At 36.6% G+C, this 16,675-nt stretch carries 18 protein-coding genes, 2 pseudogenes and 1 riboswitch; of the genes and pseudogenes, 5 read left to right on the top strand and 15 right to left on the bottom strand.

What is annotated here, in order from left to right; genetic code table 11:
- Nucleotides 1–105 precede the first annotated feature (105 nt).
- Nucleotides 106–221, bottom strand: a riboswitch (TPP riboswitch).
- Nucleotides 222–336: 115 nt separating this feature from the next.
- From ACFWE9_RS04445 to ACFWE9_RS04420, 6 genes and pseudogenes are all read right to left on the bottom strand, one after another.
- A complete protein-coding gene (locus tag ACFWE9_RS04445; RefSeq protein WP_230157392.1) occupies nt 337–1,125 on the bottom strand; it encodes an HAD family hydrolase in 789 nt (262 codons plus the stop codon).
- Between the two features lie 171 nt (nt 1,126–1,296).
- Nucleotides 1,297–1,830: a histidine phosphatase family protein gene (locus tag ACFWE9_RS04440; protein WP_230157394.1), complete on the bottom strand. Its 534-nt coding sequence runs from the start codon at nt 1,828–1,830 to the stop codon at nt 1,297–1,299.
- A 360-nt stretch (nt 1,831–2,190) separates the two neighbouring features.
- Nucleotides 2,191–2,649 (bottom strand): hypothetical protein, encoded by a 459-nt coding sequence (locus ACFWE9_RS04435; RefSeq protein WP_230157396.1) that lies wholly within the window; start codon nt 2,647–2,649, stop codon nt 2,191–2,193.
- A 345-nt stretch (nt 2,650–2,994) separates the two neighbouring features.
- The gene (locus ACFWE9_RS04430) at nt 2,995–3,402 is read right to left on the bottom strand and encodes an SRPBCC domain-containing protein (protein WP_377355763.1); all 408 of its coding nucleotides are present in this window, start codon (nt 3,400–3,402) and stop codon (nt 2,995–2,997) included.
- 375 nt (nt 3,403–3,777) lie between these two features.
- Nucleotides 3,778–3,948, bottom strand: a pseudogene (locus ACFWE9_RS04425) (glutathione-dependent formaldehyde dehydrogenase); the annotation flags it as partial.
- A 129-nt stretch (nt 3,949–4,077) separates the two neighbouring features.
- Complete coding sequence (locus ACFWE9_RS04420; RefSeq protein ID WP_377355761.1) at nt 4,078–5,010, bottom strand: glycerophosphodiester phosphodiesterase; 933 nt, start codon at nt 5,008–5,010, stop codon at nt 4,078–4,080.
- Between the two features lie 453 nt (nt 5,011–5,463).
- Here ACFWE9_RS04420 and ACFWE9_RS04415 point away from each other — a divergent pair, with 453 nt between their 5' ends.
- Nucleotides 5,464–6,633: a sensor histidine kinase gene (locus tag ACFWE9_RS04415; protein ID WP_377355759.1), complete on the top strand. Its 1,170-nt coding sequence runs from the start codon at nt 5,464–5,466 to the stop codon at nt 6,631–6,633.
- Between the two features lie 206 nt (nt 6,634–6,839).
- Here ACFWE9_RS04415 and clpP read toward each other — a convergent pair whose 3' ends face one another.
- The 3 genes from clpP to ACFWE9_RS04400 all read right to left on the bottom strand — a co-directional run bounded on the left by clpP (nt 6,840) and on the right by ACFWE9_RS04400 (nt 9,326).
- Nucleotides 6,840–7,424 (bottom strand): ATP-dependent Clp endopeptidase proteolytic subunit ClpP, encoded by a 585-nt coding sequence (gene clpP / locus ACFWE9_RS04410; RefSeq protein WP_230157403.1) that lies wholly within the window; start codon nt 7,422–7,424, stop codon nt 6,840–6,842.
- 30 nt (nt 7,425–7,454) lie between these two features.
- Nucleotides 7,455–8,165, bottom strand: coding sequence for a sigma-70 family RNA polymerase sigma factor (locus ACFWE9_RS04405; protein WP_230157404.1), 711 nt, complete (start codon nt 8,163–8,165; stop codon nt 7,455–7,457).
- A gap of 621 nt (nt 8,166–8,786) precedes the next feature.
- Nucleotides 8,787–9,326: a hypothetical protein gene (locus ACFWE9_RS04400; RefSeq protein ID WP_377355756.1), complete on the bottom strand. Its 540-nt coding sequence runs from the start codon at nt 9,324–9,326 to the stop codon at nt 8,787–8,789.
- Between the two features lie 431 nt (nt 9,327–9,757).
- Here ACFWE9_RS04400 and ACFWE9_RS04395 point away from each other — a divergent pair.
- Nucleotides 9,758–10,328 (top strand): annotated as a pseudogene (locus ACFWE9_RS04395) (tyrosine-type recombinase/integrase).
- A complete protein-coding gene (locus ACFWE9_RS04390) occupies nt 10,325–10,519 on the top strand; it encodes a hypothetical protein (protein WP_230157406.1) in 195 nt (64 codons plus the stop codon). The pseudogene ACFWE9_RS04395 and the gene ACFWE9_RS04390 overlap by 4 nt, the downstream one beginning before the upstream one ends.
- A gap of 55 nt (nt 10,520–10,574) precedes the next feature.
- Here the strand turns inward: ACFWE9_RS04390 and glsA are convergent, their stop codons facing one another.
- Entirely contained in the window at nt 10,575–11,516 is a 942-nt protein-coding gene (glsA, locus tag ACFWE9_RS04385) for a glutaminase A (protein WP_377355812.1), read from the bottom strand.
- A gap of 458 nt (nt 11,517–11,974) precedes the next feature.
- On the opposite strand from glsA, the gene ACFWE9_RS04380 reads away from it, so the two are divergent.
- Together ACFWE9_RS04380 and ACFWE9_RS04375 are read left to right on the top strand one after the other, a co-directional pair.
- A complete protein-coding gene (locus tag ACFWE9_RS04380; protein ID WP_230157407.1) occupies nt 11,975–12,211 on the top strand; it encodes a hypothetical protein in 237 nt (78 codons plus the stop codon).
- 20 nt (nt 12,212–12,231) lie between these two features.
- The gene (locus tag ACFWE9_RS04375) at nt 12,232–12,498 is read left to right on the top strand and encodes a hypothetical protein (protein WP_230157408.1); all 267 of its coding nucleotides are present in this window, start codon (nt 12,232–12,234) and stop codon (nt 12,496–12,498) included.
- 335 nt (nt 12,499–12,833) lie between these two features.
- On the opposite strand, the gene ACFWE9_RS04370 is transcribed toward ACFWE9_RS04375, so the two are convergent.
- From ACFWE9_RS04370 to ACFWE9_RS04350, 5 genes are all read right to left on the bottom strand, one after another.
- Nucleotides 12,834–13,304 carry a site-specific integrase gene (locus ACFWE9_RS04370; RefSeq protein WP_377355754.1) on the bottom strand — a complete coding sequence of 157 codons (471 nt, stop codon included), beginning with the start codon at nt 13,302–13,304 and terminating at the stop codon, nt 12,834–12,836.
- A 288-nt stretch (nt 13,305–13,592) separates the two neighbouring features.
- Nucleotides 13,593–14,054 (bottom strand): NUMOD1 domain-containing DNA-binding protein, encoded by a 462-nt coding sequence (locus ACFWE9_RS04365; protein WP_377355752.1) that lies wholly within the window; start codon nt 14,052–14,054, stop codon nt 13,593–13,595.
- A gap of 56 nt (nt 14,055–14,110) precedes the next feature.
- The gene (locus ACFWE9_RS04360; protein ID WP_377355750.1) at nt 14,111–14,599 is read right to left on the bottom strand and encodes a hypothetical protein; all 489 of its coding nucleotides are present in this window, start codon (nt 14,597–14,599) and stop codon (nt 14,111–14,113) included.
- A 165-nt stretch (nt 14,600–14,764) separates the two neighbouring features.
- Nucleotides 14,765–15,247, bottom strand: a complete 483-nt coding sequence (locus ACFWE9_RS04355; RefSeq protein ID WP_377355748.1) for a hypothetical protein — start codon at nt 15,245–15,247, stop codon at nt 14,765–14,767.
- A 201-nt stretch (nt 15,248–15,448) separates the two neighbouring features.
- Nucleotides 15,449–16,675 (bottom strand): hypothetical protein (locus tag ACFWE9_RS04350; protein ID WP_377355746.1); only part of this gene is annotated, 1,227 nt, incomplete at its 5' end.

Genomic DNA, 16,675 nt, shown 5'->3' with positions numbered 1-16,675 from the left:
AAAAGGACAAAATCCAATCCATTTCGCACGAAAAAGCCGGATCTCATAATTAAGACCCGGCTAACGTTAGTATGACTACAGAAATGACCAAATGAAATGTCATTGTTAAGTAGATTCTAACTTCCCCACGCTGGTATGAACCAGATCAGGTCCTGAGGGTTAAGAAGCTTTACGCGCTTCTCTCTCAGCCCAACTTATATTGGACACCCCTAGTCTGCATAATTTAATTAATTACAGGGTAACTATATATCACCCTGTTGATTCTGTAAATAATTGCAAAGGCCTATATATTTTAATGAATCCCTCCAAAATTTGTTACTTGGAGGAGACCCATCATTATTTTTCCAGACCTTCAAGGATGGGGAAAAGCTCCTCCAAATGCTTGATTTCATAGGTTGGAAGCACTTCATTCCGTTCCTTATCATGTCGATTTATCCAAACCGACTTTATGCCCACTCGTGATGCCCCAAGGATATCGGTCATTAAATTATCGCCGACCATCAATACTTCATCCTTATCCAGCTCCATGATCTCCAAAGCGTGCTCAAAGATGGAAGCATCCGGTTTACCGCGTCCAAATGCACCTGAAATCACGATTTGGTCGAAATAAGGAACCAGTTCAGGCGTAATTTCAAGTTTAGTATTTTGTAGTTCAGGCGAACCATTCGTCAGCAAAAGCAATTTGTACTTTCCTTTTAATTCATCCAGAACACGGAATGATTCTTCATAGATAAATGGCTTTTTGCGCCTCTCTGCAGGGAAACGTTCTGCCAGTTCAAGCCCAAATTCCGGGTCATCGATCCCTAATGCCTTCAAACCTCTCGTCCACGCCTCTTTCCGATAAGCCGGTGCAATCCCGGCCATCTTCCGGAATTCATCATGATCATCTTGAAAATTTCCCCATAGTCCTTCAAATGGGTTGATTCCGATCATTTGAGTAAATGCATATGTATCGTAAGAAGAGTAAAGCTCACGCGCTTCCTTCCGAACCGCTTCTTCAAACTCATCAACATTTAAACCATATTTTTCACCAGCCACTTCACATGTGGCTACAAAAGCCTCTTTCACACTTTTCTGATCCCAAAGCAATGTATCATCTAAGTCAAAAAAAACTGCCTTCACCAAAATGCACACCCTCTTCCCCTATTATTGATTTCGTTAAAAATTACACTATTACAATAATAAACCACAACCATCGGAAAAAGAATAACTATTCGGAAAATGACTATATCTTTCTTAAGATCATTAAATGTTCAACGTGTACAAGACATACTCTTTTTGTCGGGATATCCTTGATTATCTTTCGAATACATAAAGCCTTCCATTGCTGGCAATCTTGAATTTCGGACCGGCAAACCCCCGTCTTATCAGCTCTTTTCTCATATATACCATGAGGGCGGCATGACTTACGATCAGAACATCCCTTTCCCCCTTTGCAAAGACTTCATCCAATACTTTATTGATCCTTTGCTCTGCGATTTTAATTTCCGCTCTAGTCTGCTTGTTGATCAACGAGCAGCATCGAATCCAGATGGCCCAAAGGATGAATGGCAGCTTCACCTTTCCTTTAAGAGGGGGAGAAGGTATTTCCCGCAGCTCCTCCCTCCGATGAACCGTGCTAGGATAGATATGTTCAGCGGTCTTTACTGCTCTCGACATATCACTGCAATAACATTCCTGCCACTCCTCAGCTCGTAATAAAGTCGTTCCGTAAATTATATCCGCTGCATCATAGTCCATGAACCATTGCTTCATATCATCCGCGGTTACGGATTTCCCGGTTGGGAATTCATGGGCCACCTTAAAATGCCGTACTAAACCAATTTTCATATATTCTCCTTTTTATCTTTTGAGTTATTAATTTCATTTTATTGTTGAGGTGCTTATCCATCTAATTAATTATGTAGAATTATACAAAAGGAAGAAAGTGAAAACTACCAAGATTTCGCATGTCATACCAAAAACCTGTACCCATCATATCCATTAAAAGGATCTAGTCCTGCCTTATGCATGATGTGTCTACCAATCATTTAATTTCAAGTTTTCGTGAAAATATCCAAGCGGTACCCTTTTCTTCACTTTTCCTAACAAACGCAAAAAAAGCAGGGGCAGTATCATGATCCAGACCGATGTAAAATAATTCAAGGATAATGAAAAGGGAGAAAGCATATCGCCTTCTCCCATTATCATTCACCCTATGAATTGAAGGTCTGTTATCGTACATCTTTTCCTGAATTTATATTTCCCGCTCAAATCACTGAATTGATAATCATTAAGGGTTTTTCCCAGCATTTCTTTTAGCTTATCCTCCGTGATGTATGCATCCACTGACTCTCTCCAATTTTCTTTTCCGATTAATTCATCGAACGGAATGACAGTTAAAACTTCATCATAAATCTGGATGCTTTGATCGATGCCAAAACTCCCATAGATACTTCCATTTTCATCAGCAAAGATATGCTCCGATTCCAGATCTTCCACCAATATTTCTACAAATCCCTTTGACTTGATAGGCTTGATGGCAATCTCTGCTTCCGCCTTTACAGGTCCCAATCTCTTATCGACGATCTCTATCGTCAATTGAACTTGAAAGGATGGGTACATTTCCTCAAACCCTTCACAAAGTTCCGCTGCAACATTTCGTACCATCTGAACACCCTCCTTTTGTCACTATCATTATATAATATAAATACTACATTTCCTTACCAAAAACCATTCTTCCTGATACTTTGCATCGTTTCTTATTTAAAGATCAACTTATCTTTTTCGATTCATAAAAAGAACATATTCCTGTAAATTGGATTAGAATATCAGATGGATTTATTCCTGAACTCTCATTCATGCTGCGTTAAACAACGTAAAAGAGCTTGGTTATCGCTCAGTAATTGTTTTAGGACATAAATAAGGCTTTAAAGCTGCTAGCGTAGGAAATAACAAGATAAAATAGAGGATGCCTCAGCAACCTCAAATATTTGAACTAAACAAATATTTTCATTAAATGTAGGGGATTTCCTTTCCCTCTATCAACGCTTTCAAATTTGCTAACGACTGATCGAAGCCTCCCGAATTCATTGTAACTCTTGTTCCATTACTTTCCTCATTCAATACAAAGGACATAAGCAATTGTTGCGAATCCAAGTAAAGGGAGAACTCCTGAAAAATAGTTACTTTTATAATCGTTAGGGACATAAGAAGCTTCTCTGTTAGATTATTATGAACACTAGGCATTAAAGTAAAAGTTACCTTCTCCCCTACATTCTGGTTGGGGATTTTCCAAGGAGAACCTGGAACATACCATTGTGAGAGCTTATCCTCATTAGTAATAGCATTCCAAACAGTTTCTTTATCCCCATCTATCAAAATAGAACATATATCTTCTCTATTACCCATAACACCCTCCATTAATTTAATCCAACCAATTGTTATATTTTAACATATCTTATAACGAATACTTATGTGGATATTGTTGGACTTTACTATTAATAAATACAAACCATACATACTCGGCTTCTAAAAAACTTATTTCTTAATCTCCTTCAAAGCATCTGTTTATTTAGGTGTACTCCTATGCTCTTTGCATTTCAACAATTTATTACATATTGTTCTAACTTATTATTCAGCTTAAAAGCCCCACTTAAAAAATGCGATTGAAACCTATTAGAAGTATCATTATTGATTTGGACGGGAGAAGGGCTAAGAAAAATAAAAAAAACAGCTATGTTGACATTCAACAGTTAGCTGTCTTTTTGTATCCTCTCATGCAATCACATTATGGCTTTACACCACTTTAATGCATTCGTCTTCGTGATCGTTAAAGATTTGATAAGCCTCGCTCGCTTTTTCTAGAGGGACTCTATGGGATATGATTTCAGTCGGATCGAACTCTCCAGCTATGATTTTATCAAAAAGCTTTGGTATATAGCGAATGACCGGTGCCTGTCCCATTTTTTCACTTAAGAGACTAATAATCATATGCACGCCTACATTTCCCAATAATTACATATCACATTCTGATCAACAAAAAAACCTCGGATAACCGAGGCTCACTTTCGGAACACTTTATTTAGTTAATCCTCATCATTTCTCGTTTTTATTGTGTTTATCATGCTTATATTCTGTTAGTACCTCTTTAAAGACATCCGGATAATTCGTAAACAGCCCTGTTGCCCCCCATTCTAGAGCCTTTTTCATATCCGCTCTTTCATTTACGGTATATGGATGGAATTGAAGGTCATGATTTCGGACCATCTCTACATATTGTCCATCCACCTTATTGAAGTTCGGACCAACACCAATGGCATATTCCTTAATCGTATCCAATTCTTCATCAGAAATGGTTGCTTGATTCTTATAGGAAAAAAGCTGCACCAGCGGTAACTTTGGATTCATGTCATGAACCTTCAAAAGGCTTTCTTGACTGAACGATTGAATAAGAACATTTTTGGTACGACCCTTTGAATCTACCATTTTATAATCTTTCAAAACCTTCAGAAGTTCTTCTTCCATTCCTGGATATACATCCGGGGACTTTGTTTCAATATAGTAATTGGCCTGTCTCCCGAATTTCTTGAAGACTTCTTCAAGAGTGGGAACAACTAACCCTTCATAACTCTTTTTTGCCATTTGCGGATATTTTTCATTGAACCATGTACCGGCATCCAGTTTTTTGATTTCGGCCAGCGTTAAATCTTTCACAAGACCCGTACCATTCGTCGTACGATCCACCTTTTCATCATGCATCGCTATCAATCTTCCATCCTTGGTCATCTGAAGATCGATTTCTATGTAATCACCCTTCATTTGTTCTCCCAATTGATAGGAAGGTATGGTATGTTCAGGAGCATAACCAGAAGCCCCCCGATGTGCAATATTCACAATTTTCTTCTCATAAATTGATGAATTCGTATGATTTTCATTGGCAGCAAGGGCCCCCACTGATGTAGCCTGCAAGATAAAGGCCGCACTCATCATACTTAAACCGAATTTCTTCATGCTCAGATTCGTCTTCATTTTCTCTCTCCCCCTCCTGTTATTACCATCATTGTAGAAGGGGAATGTGAATCTACAGCAAATATAATGTAAAGAAACTATATATTTGCTAAAATAGGTACAATAATCCACAAAACGAGATATCCATAGAGTAAATACATAGTTAGTTATACCTATACCGAATTCCTTCGTTCTCACTCTCGTTTGAAAGCTTTTTGACATATGTTTGTTTAATGCAGGAAGGGCATGGTTTAAGTATTTGTCGATTCCGTTCCTTAGGCTCAAGTTGCGTGGAGAAGCCCAATTTGAATATGGAAATAGTGACAATTGATGGAGAAATCTATTTTTTTCTGATTTACAAAAAACTAGGAACAGATTACTATTAAACAAAATAGAATATGAATGTTAAGGGGAATTATGCTAAAAAATTATCAATATTACCAAAACAAACACCGATTTATTTTGAGGGCATTCATGGCAATGATATCTTTTATACTATTGGTTGGCATTTCTGTTTCACCAATAAGTTGGAAAGAGAATCCTTATGATATGACATTCCAGGTCATTCTTATATCCGGAATGATAATTTCTTTGCTATTTTTCATTAAAACAGAAGTCAATTTCTATAAAACCCTATTCATTTCCTTAATTACGGTCTATTTATATAGTAAATTTTGGATATTCCCAGATACTGCAATCATGCTAGCTTTTTTTGCCATAGCACCTTTGATTCCTATTTTTCTCTTTGATAAAATTGGATTTTATATTGTTGCTACTTTAAATATCATTTTAGGTCCTGCTTCCATCTTGATCATTGCGCATACGGATCTTCAATACACGTATGAATATGTTGCTATGGATAGTTTCGGCAATACGCTGAATTTCATCGCTATCCAAATCATATTAGTATTCGTATTCATAGGAACCAATAACAGGATGGAATCGACCAATGCATTCCATAAAGAAATTCAACAGGCCAAGCAATTGAATTCAGTTGGACAGCTTGCTGCCACGATTGCGCATGAGATACGGAACCCCATTACCGTCGTGAAGGGGTTTGCCCAGTTATTGGATCAAGAAAAGGAACTGAATGAAACGGAAAAGTTTTACGTACAAACCATGCTTACTGAACTTGAATATACACAGGTAATAATCAACGACTATTTGTCTTTGGCAAAACCACAAACGGATAATGTGCAGGTCATTCCTTTAAATAATGAAATCCAAAAGATTTCCGATCTATTAACCAGTTTTGCCAATCATCGCAACATAGGCTTTCTCCTTGATTTCCGCGAAGATCTGCAAATTAATATGAATCCGATCGAGCTTAAACAAATACTGGTCAATATCATGAAAAATGGGATTGAATCGATGAACAAGCCCGGTTTCATTCAGGTGGAAACAGAGCAGGAACGCAATATGGCAAAAATACGAATAACGGATACAGGTATCGGCCTTTCCAAAGCTCAGCTTGAAATACTCGGCACTCCCTTTTATTCACTTAAAGAGAGGGGAACTGGTATCGGTCTGACCGTTTGTTATACGATCGTTCAAAAATACAAAGGGAAAATCGTGGTGCAAAGTGAATTGAACAAAGGAACGTCCTTCACCATTTATTTGCCCTTATATAAAGAAAAGCAATAAACAAAAAAAGGATGACCACCATCACCGGCGGTCATCCTTTTCAATTAGGCTTTAAGCTACCTTGCCCTTTTCTAAAACGCGGACAAACGGGTCAGAGAAAAATAATCACACAAGCAGTGAATAGGACAAAAAAGAAACGATCGATATGCGTATATCGATCGTTTCTTTTCGTTCTCATCCAGCTTATATACTGATGGTGTGTTTAATTAATTATCCTGAACGATTATTTCATCGATTATGCCGTAATCCTTAGCCTCATTTGCGCTTAAGAAGTAATCACGATCTGTATCCTTCGCCACCTTTTCGAGAGGCTGCCCCGTTCTTTCCGAGATGATCTGATTGATATGATCCTTTAGCTTCAAAATCCTACGGGCCGAAATTTCAATTTCCGTAGCTTGCCCCCTTGCCCCTCCAAGAGGTTGATGAAGCATGATTTCACTATTCGGCAAAGCGCACCTTTTTCCTTTCGCCCCCGCCAATAAAAGCATGGCACCAAATGATGCAGCCATACCCGTGCATACTGTCCGGATATCAGGCTTAATGTATTGCATCGTATCATAAATGGCAAAACCGGCACTAGTTGATCCCCCAGGACTGTTAATGAAGATGGTAATTTCTTTATCAGGTGCATCAGCCGCCAAGAATAACAATTGGGCAACCACACTATTGGCTAAATGATCGGTGATCTCTTCCCCAATCATGATGATTCTGTCTTTTAAAAGTCTGGAATAAATATCGTATGAGCGTTCACCCTTGCTTGATTGCTCAATTACATATGGAATGGTAGTCATATCTCTTCTTCCTCCTAACAAATTTTTTGGCTATGCAGCCATTGAGAGTGTGTTTGAAGGAGTGAAGCATGCTTTGGAAGAAATCGAACGATTCGTTAGTTTAGGAATCATGGATTCACTGTTCAGGGATTTGAAAAATGGAATGCTTCTAATGAGGAGATCAGGATTTTGGACCTTCAATGCCTGTGTCATCAGAGACATCAGCCTCTGTTCCTCATCATCTTGCCAATCTTCCACACAGGACAACTTACGCTCATCAACACCATCATTGTCAAAACGCTTTTTCACACGATTCAAGATGGCCTTTACAGCACTTTCCGTTGTGTTCAAATAGACCGAAATCTCTTTAGATCGATAGAGGAACCCTTCCTTTAACATGAACACTACAGCTTGTTTCGGGGTAAGGGATTTTATCATATATTCAACCGTTTCATAGGCATTCTCACCAATTGCCCCCTGTATATCGGTATCTAACGGATCTTCTAAAGATTCTTTTTTTCTTTTTCGTATCGTATCAATCCAGGAATGGCGGGCTATCGTCTTCAATAAAGCCGTCGTTATCTCCGTTTTATTCCCATAGCCCTTCATTGCCTTTAATATCGTATCCTGTGCCAAATCATCACCATCCCAATTATTTTGGGTCAGGAATCGGCAAAACCGAAGTAATTCAGGATAGACCTCACGCAAAATCATGCCGTTATCATTTCCTTCAGAAATATCTTCCCTCAACTTATTTATCATTTTTCTCACTCCTTCAACACCCTCTATCCTCTAAACGTTTCAGAAAGAGAAAAAGATATGGGGGCGAAAAAATTTCCCTTCATTCTTCATTATATTCTATTCCATTTTTTCCAGTTGATTTCCTTTCATACTAAAAACCTGTTTGGTCATGATCCCAAACAGGCTAATGTCCTTGTTCTGTATGAAGCAAATTGACGCTCCTCGGCCTATCCGCTGTGTACCCGGTTCTTCACCAATCATTTCAGCTAGGTCCATATTTTCTAAAACACTTAATATTTTTCTGTAAATTCCGCTCCGGAGCTTCTTTATCAGCTTCCCCTCTAACCATCTATCAGGAGCAGCAATCTCCTTAGGAGTTTCCTGTAATTATCCAACATTCATTTTTTAAAGGGGCCCGCTTAATAAGGTAGGCTTCATTCACTTCTTCAATTTCTTTCTAATAAATGACACCCGCATTATGCAGGTGTCATTCTGTTTTGTCTCGTACATAATGTACTATTATCTAACGGATTGATTTTTAAGACTTTTTTTAGACAGCTTAGAATCACGATACTGAATAAGAAATAAGCCCTGAACAGGTTTTCTGTACAGCTGGATGAGTTTAGAATCCGTAATACTCACTTAAAGCCTTAAAGCACTCCTATTAATGCTACGCTGGAATTCATCAGCATCCGTTTTTTCAATGAAATCATTCAATCCATCAATGAATGATTGTTTATCCCTTGGCAAAATCCCGCTTAAAGTTAATGCATTCGAGGCATGCAATGACGATATTTTTGTATCGTCCTTTACATTTAAATGTTCGATGAATGTTCTTAATTCTATGATTCTCTCCATTTCAGCTGCTTCTTCAAAATCGCCTTTTAAATACTCCATATGCAGCTCTGTACCCGGTATTAACGTTGATGACATGGGGAATATCGCCTTGGACCGAACTTCATTTAACAATGCCGCTGTATCCATCGCATTCGGCAAGCCCTTCCCTCTCCCTGCAAGGCCGTACATGACCATATCAAAAAACTCGATACCTGCTTCATTCAATCTCCGCAGCTGCACTCTTGCCTCTTGTGCCGTATATCCTTTCTTGACACGCTCCAGCACTTCATCATTTCCGCTTTCGAATATACTACTTTGGCTGAAAGAACCAGAAAAAAACTTCAAAGAATTTGGATGGGCCCCGCATTTAACTGAACCAGAATTCATCAATAGTGTTTGTGTTTATCATATTCAGTTAAAGACAGGGAACTCCCAATCGACAACATCGGAAAATTTATCGATACTTGAAAAAGCCGGTCTACTGCAATCCAAAAAAGTTGCCGTATGGACACTTTATCAAAGAAATGAAAAAGTAATAAAAGAGTTCTCCGATTGGATAGGCAATGTACTATAAATACAAGGAAAATCAAAAAGCGCGGTCTTTCTTTTGAAAAAATAAAGAAAAGGCCGCGTTTGCATTTTTCTACATTCATCCCACTGGATATAATACACTCCTCACGTTGACTTCTATCCTTTTCAAGTGTTACGCTTAAATTAATAAAAAAGTATACATTCAAAATACTGATTCCACTAGCGTGAAAAAAGGATGATCCCCAATGCCAAAAGAACATTTAATTGATGTTCAACCAATCAAATCATTGGATAAAATAGACGATATGAAATGGTCATTGAAAAGACATTGCAGCGAAAGAGATTACATATTGTTCTTATTAGGCATCAATACCGGCTTGCGTGTGTCTGATTTATTATCATTGAGGGTAAAGGATATTAAAGGCAAGGTGAAGATCACCGTCAAGGAAGGCAGAACAAAGAAGCCTAGAATAATAGAGCTGAACAATGTATGCCATGAATTAACAGCTTATATAGATACCATTGATAGTGAATGGCTATTCCCTTCACGCAAAGGTGTTAAGCCAATAAGCAATATCCAAGCCTACAGGCAGCTTAATAAAGCCGCAGATATGGTAGACATCGACAGCGTAGGCACTCATACCATGCGCAAGACATATGGCTACTGGCTCTATAAACGAAGTATGGACGTAGCAGAATTACAAATCATCCTTAACCATTCACACCCTGAAGCTACGTTAAAGTACATTGGAATGAGATGAAGGAACAGACGACAGCTTAAATGACTTGTATTATAGGAGGACGGAAGAAACATGACACTGACCGAATACAACGCAAAATACGAATATATCATACGCAGCAATATGTCCGACAGACAAAAGGCATTGAAGTTATCTGATTTAATGACTGATATGGAAGGGCATCTAAACAATGAAATCGGGGAACATCAGAATAAAGAAGTACATGCTTTATATAAAAAAGTAACTCTTCTATCCAACTTATTATGATCGATGAGACCTTGCCCTTATTGTGCAGAGGTCTTTTTTTTAATGGTGTCAATGTTTACAAATTAAACATACTTAAGGAATACTTTTTCGCCATCATTTCCAAGATTTTTATCCCGGCAACGCTGTTCCCCTTCTCATCCAGCGCTGCACCATAAATTCCAATCCCACATTTTCCGGGGACGGCCCCCATGATTCCCCCTGACACACCGCTTTTAGCCGGAATGCCAACATTAATGGCAAATTCACCTGATGCGTTATACATGCCGCAAGTAACCATGAATGTCTTGCAAATACGTGCAATGTCCCCGGGGATGATTTGCTTTCCCGTCAACAAATCTTTCCCATTCATGGCCAGCACACAGCCTATCCTCGCCAGATCCCGACTGTCCATTTCAATGGCACACTGCTTCGAATACAATTCGATTAATTCCTCCACATCCTCATTTATTACATTATGTTGCTTTAAAAAATAACTTAACGCCCTATTTAAGTCTGCTGTATTGTATTCTGACCGGGCAACATCTTCATTAAAACCGATAGTAGGATTTTGCGTCAACTCTCGGATAAAATGTAAAATACGCTTGAATCGCTCATTTACACTGTCACCTGCAATCATATGCGTCACAGTCAATGCTCCTGCATTGATCATCGGGTTTAACGGCTTAGATGGCTTGTTTGTTTCTAACTTGGCAATCGAATTATAAGGGTCCCCAGTGGGTTCTTTTCCTACATAGGAAAAGACATATTCCTCCCCTTTTTCCATTAATACCAGTGCAAGTGTCAAAACTTTTGATATGCTTTGCAAGGTCATTTTTCCGCTTACATCCCCCGCACAATATCCATTACCGTCAGGATAGTAAATAGCAACAGACAAATCCCCAGGATTGGCCTTTTCAAGAGCCGGAATATAGTCTGCCACTGTTCCCATATTTGTATATTTTTTTGCCTTATCGACTAGTTGCTGTAATTCTTTATTGGACCTGCATTGACATCCCATATTGTTCACAATTTTCCGCCCCTTAGAAAATTTGTCATTTGAAGTGTTCTTAGATAGTGGTTTTATTATTTATTACCATATTTCAACGATATTATTTACAAAACCAGGAATCTGATAATAATGGATGGTCATGAGCTTAATGTTGAAAACACATACGATAAATCAGGTATGCCAAACTTTTAGACCATTCCGAAAGGGATGGTTTTTTTTAGATTGACAGCATAATTATGGTACTTCATACTTCTATAGTAATAGACGTAACAGAATATTTAGTTAATTGTAAGGATGAAACTATGAAACTATGAAACCAACAGTAACGGCATTGGATTTACAATTATTAGCAGATGTTCTAGGGGAAATAATTGTACAAGTTTAATAAGCGCAATAGCAGAAAAGGATTTTCAAGTGGCTCAAATGCTTGATGTATTAATAATTGAGGATAAATGGGAGGATGACATGTGACTAAGCTCAGAATTCTTTTAACCATTCCAATTTTGCTATATGGAATTTTCATATTTGTTTCCATTCAAAGCGATAAGAATATTCCACTTTATTTGCATCTTCTATTCGCAATCTACTTGACGTTGTTTGTACATTATGAAGAAAAAACGGAGGTGAAACCATTCCTCAGAGAAGATTTAATCGAGAAAAAGAAGGAATTGATCGCTTTGAGAAAGAAGTATCGACCATGGTAGCATGAATGAAGTGAATGTGAGTGCACACGGATTTTACCAACGTACCACATGTATTTCACATTGAATCGAAAGTAGGTCAAGCAATGGATGAGTTTAAGAGTTTACAAGAAATTTATAATGCCCACCGACCAGAACATAATGAACTCTTTCGAGCGATTCAAGCTCACTTGCAATTGAAGTATCCAGACAAACGTATGACAGCTACGAGAACCTTACAAATAATTGTCGCGGATAATATCGCTTCAGGTGAATTGCGTAATGTGGAAAGTCGGCTTTTATACAGTTAATAAGGTCCAAAACAATGTTTCGCACCATTGAGTAATTACATAACACAGGGCGATATGCAACCAATGAAAAAATACATAAACAAGATCAGGATAGTTGGCTTCATTTTGAGCATCATGCTCATGGTATTCAGCTACGGAGTAATGTTCTTTTGCAGTGCATTTTTGGATGCTACTCCACACACAAATCCTAAGTCAACAGAAGTTGACCATGGGCGATCAAAAATTTGGGAAGGCATGAGCAAAGAAGAATATCAACATATTAACAAGCAGAAGTGATGAAAAAATCAAATTATGTTGATTATAAAGATGAGCCCACATTTGATCCAGATGAGCCATCAGAATTTAACCTTTTTGAAGGTGGAAATGAAAACGATGAATATTAAGAGGACAACTCGATTATGAGCTGTCCTTTTTGTTTGCTTATAAATGCAATGCTCCGAAACTAGGTTTCGTTCTTTCAGTGGTTTAATATTCGCCATTGGATTTTTTTTGATATGTTTTGATCTGTGAAGAAAATTGAAGAAACTCCTTATCGCCCGCAATCTTGAATTAATGGTGGTTACCTTCAATCCACTTTCTTGCATATTTAATATTAGGAGTTTAATATCTTTTTCTGTCATTGTTACCAATGTTCGTTTAATGTCATTAAATTGTTCTCGGTAATATTTCAAAGTGTGAGGACGGAGATTTCTTAATTGACAGTCTTCAAAAAATAATTTGAACGCCAATTCATCAGATTCAACATATAAGGTTTTTGTAACAATTCTTAGTTCATCTTCGGATAATAAATTTCTTCTTTTACCCATTGCACACTACCCCCGCACATTATTTGTACATATTCTGTAGTGCGTGATAAACACAAAAAAGCTTCACACAATTAAGTGTGAAGCTTGATGTAATAGCGATCCATCGCTATTGATGATACCGGTGGCCGGGGTCGAACCGGCACTCCAGAGGAACACGATTTTGAGTCAAGAACTAAAATCTTATACTCGAAATGCTATTGTTATCAAGGTCTTGAACCTTATTTAATTTTATCATCACACATTACTACCATTATTTTACGCATGTGATTTACAATTAGTCAAGACCTTTCAAACCTTGTATGTAAAATGATAACCTGATTTATGTCGACTTCCTCGCCTTATACAATTAATCACAGTGGAGCGATTAATACCCAAATACTTACTTGTTTCGGCAAGTGAATCAAATACCAGGCTCTCATTCTCGTTAATTGCCAATACAGATTTCTTTTGCTTTTCACGACTCATTTTCTGATTTTCTTCTGATAGCATGACGGTACACGTGTCCAAGGAATATGTATTCCCACCTTTAATGTCTTTGTCCAAATCGTATCCTCTTTCATACAGCAAATGACCATTGCGTAAATGGTTGTCCACATCAAATACAAAATTCCAGAAGTCATGCCACCGTTCATCCACCTTTACACCTTTCGCACCATAATATTTATAATGTGAATGGTATTCTTTATAACAGCGATACATCATGCCATTCCATGTGTAATAAAGTGAATGCTGTTTCTTATTTCCTTCCATTATATATACCTCCATAAAAAGACCGCCCAGTTATCGACTAGACGGTTTTGATGATGTTAAATTTCAGTTTGTATTTGTTCAAATTCATCCACTGTTTCTTTGATTGCTAAAATATTCAGTTTCAGTAATTTTTCTTCGTTCAATCTTCCGTCTTCATCATATGCAGAGCTGAGTAATTCTTTTCTTACTAATGATGGCAGATTTTCGATGAAATGCTCAACCATGACCGCAACTTTAACAGCACTTCCTGATTTAGTATCTTCAAATTCAATACGCCCTGTTTCACCAAGTGCTGAAGGATTCATTACATAGAAACTCAATCCATTTTCGTGGCGGATTTCAATTTCAATGTCTAACATGTCTTCCCATTTGCTATCAATGTAAAAAGTGAATTTTCTCTCATCGTCATTACCACTGTCGCTTAGTACAAAAAAACTCACTTTTTCATCGTTGAAAGCTTTTTCAAGTCCCCCGACCATTTCCATTTCTTTCATTAAAAGCTCTTTGTACTCATTGATTCCGTTTGTTACTGATAAATTTGTCATAATAATAATTCCTCCATAAATTTGTTTTTTGTTGTTTCATAATACGTATTGTATTGATTTATTTTTAAAAGTTAGGAAGGAATGTAAAATTATTTCTGGAGTCTTGTTACTTCATATAAATAAAAAAACACCCCAAAACGGAGTGCTGAGTTTGCTTATTGAATATTAACCATACTTAAAATAGTGTCTATCTCTTAATTTTTTTACTCCTTCCACAATGCAAATAATCCCAGGGAGAAGGAGCAAAAACCATAAATCTAAAAATACATAAGATTTATAAGTAGCCCATATTATTATAAACCATATTCCTAAGGAAATTCCATATGCTCCATGTATAGTCATCTTGTAATTTCCGATATAAGGTAAAAATTGAATCAATGCAACTATAACTCCAGCAATAAAAATTACTAAACCAAAAAAACCAAAAAGTGGAACCCACATATCTAAATACCGCATAATAATGTTGTTATAACTTAATAACTCTTTTGGGATTTTTTTGATAATGGGCCCAAAATCCCCCATGTATTCAAAAAAAGTTATTAAACTGTTTATTATCAAATAATATAACAAAAATAACCAAAGGTATGAAGGTATGAGATATAAATTTAACTGCTTAAGTTGATTAGTGACTATACTGCTAATATCCATCTAAGCCTCCCATTCTTAATATATCGGACTTAAATATATTTCGACAAAATTGTAATATTTTCCTGCATTAAAAAAGATGTGTCCAAGAAAGGATTGAAGGAGCAGAACGAGCGAAGGAAAAATATCGGCAAGATACGAATATGAATTTTGATGAATAGGCGAAAAGAAACCCATCAGATGCAGAACTGATGGGTCACCTTTTTATAATTTAAATAGTTTTGTAAATAATAAACTAAATGTATCAGGTATTGATAATTCTTTGTCATGACTTGAATCATAATATGGAACATTGATTTCATTATAAACCTTTTTCATGACATCTTTATCCTCGAAGAAAAGTAACCCATATTTACTTGAAGCAGTTTTAATTTTAGTTATAATGTATTCTGAGTAACTACAATCTCTAAATTCCTTATGCAATTTAATTTCATCGCCTTTTTCATCCGAATTTTCTGTATACCATAATTTTTTTCGGATGGAGTAAAAATGCTGCCCGTATAATAGAATGAAAGCCTTCCTAAGACAATAAACAAAAGTTTCATCGTTTATTTTAATTGGGTACACTGGATGCTCATTTATACCCTTAATATCTTCATTTTCTTCCCAAATAGATGTGAAAGCAGAAGGATTCTTTTTCAATACTTTTAATCCTTTATTAATATCTTTTCCTGAAATATTTGTAACAAGAAACTTTACCAGAAAACCTACGGTAGCATAGTTTGAAATTTCAATACTTTTAATTAGGTTTTGTAAAAGTATAACTACTGAAGAACTTTTTATAAAAGGGTCGGGGTCCACAAGGTGACTTTTAAAAGCATAAACGGTATTAGTTAAATTTATTAATTGATTCTTTGTTATAAGTTTCATAACTAAATATTTAAATACAAATAAATTTTGTTCCTTTGGTATTTCACTTATACCTTGCAAGAAGATGGATAACTGTTTTTCATCACTCGTATCAATAGTATCTATATAGCTTGCAAGATGGGATTGGAAAAATCGAATGAACTGTTCCTCACTGATATACATTTTAAAATAAAGTGAGACTAAATCTTGGGCCTTATTATATTGCTGATTTTTCATCAAGGAACTTATTAATGAAAAATTACTTCTTAATGCAGAACTATATGCATATAAGAATTGATTCCCATCCTCGTGAATTAAGTATGTATTTACATATTTTATATTGTATCTCTCAGTTCTTTCGTTAAACTTATTTATTACTAACTCCTTAAATCTTGCTATATTCTCCTGAAATTCCTTATTCATGTTGTTATCAGCTGCAAACTTGAAATTTTGATATACACTTTCTAAACTATAGTGAAATTGTTTGTATCTCTCTTCTGAGAGTTTTTTAAACTTTGGGGACCTATCTGCATACACTATTTTATTAAATAATTTTGAAGTATCCTTTATTGAATCTTCAAG

It is taken from the genome of Peribacillus sp. NPDC060253 (genome assembly GCF_042727425.1).
Classification (GTDB): domain Bacteria; phylum Bacillota; class Bacilli; order Bacillales; family DSM-1321; genus Peribacillus.
Note: the sequence above shows the minus strand (reverse complement) of the source record. Positions and strands in the feature narration are given on the sequence as shown.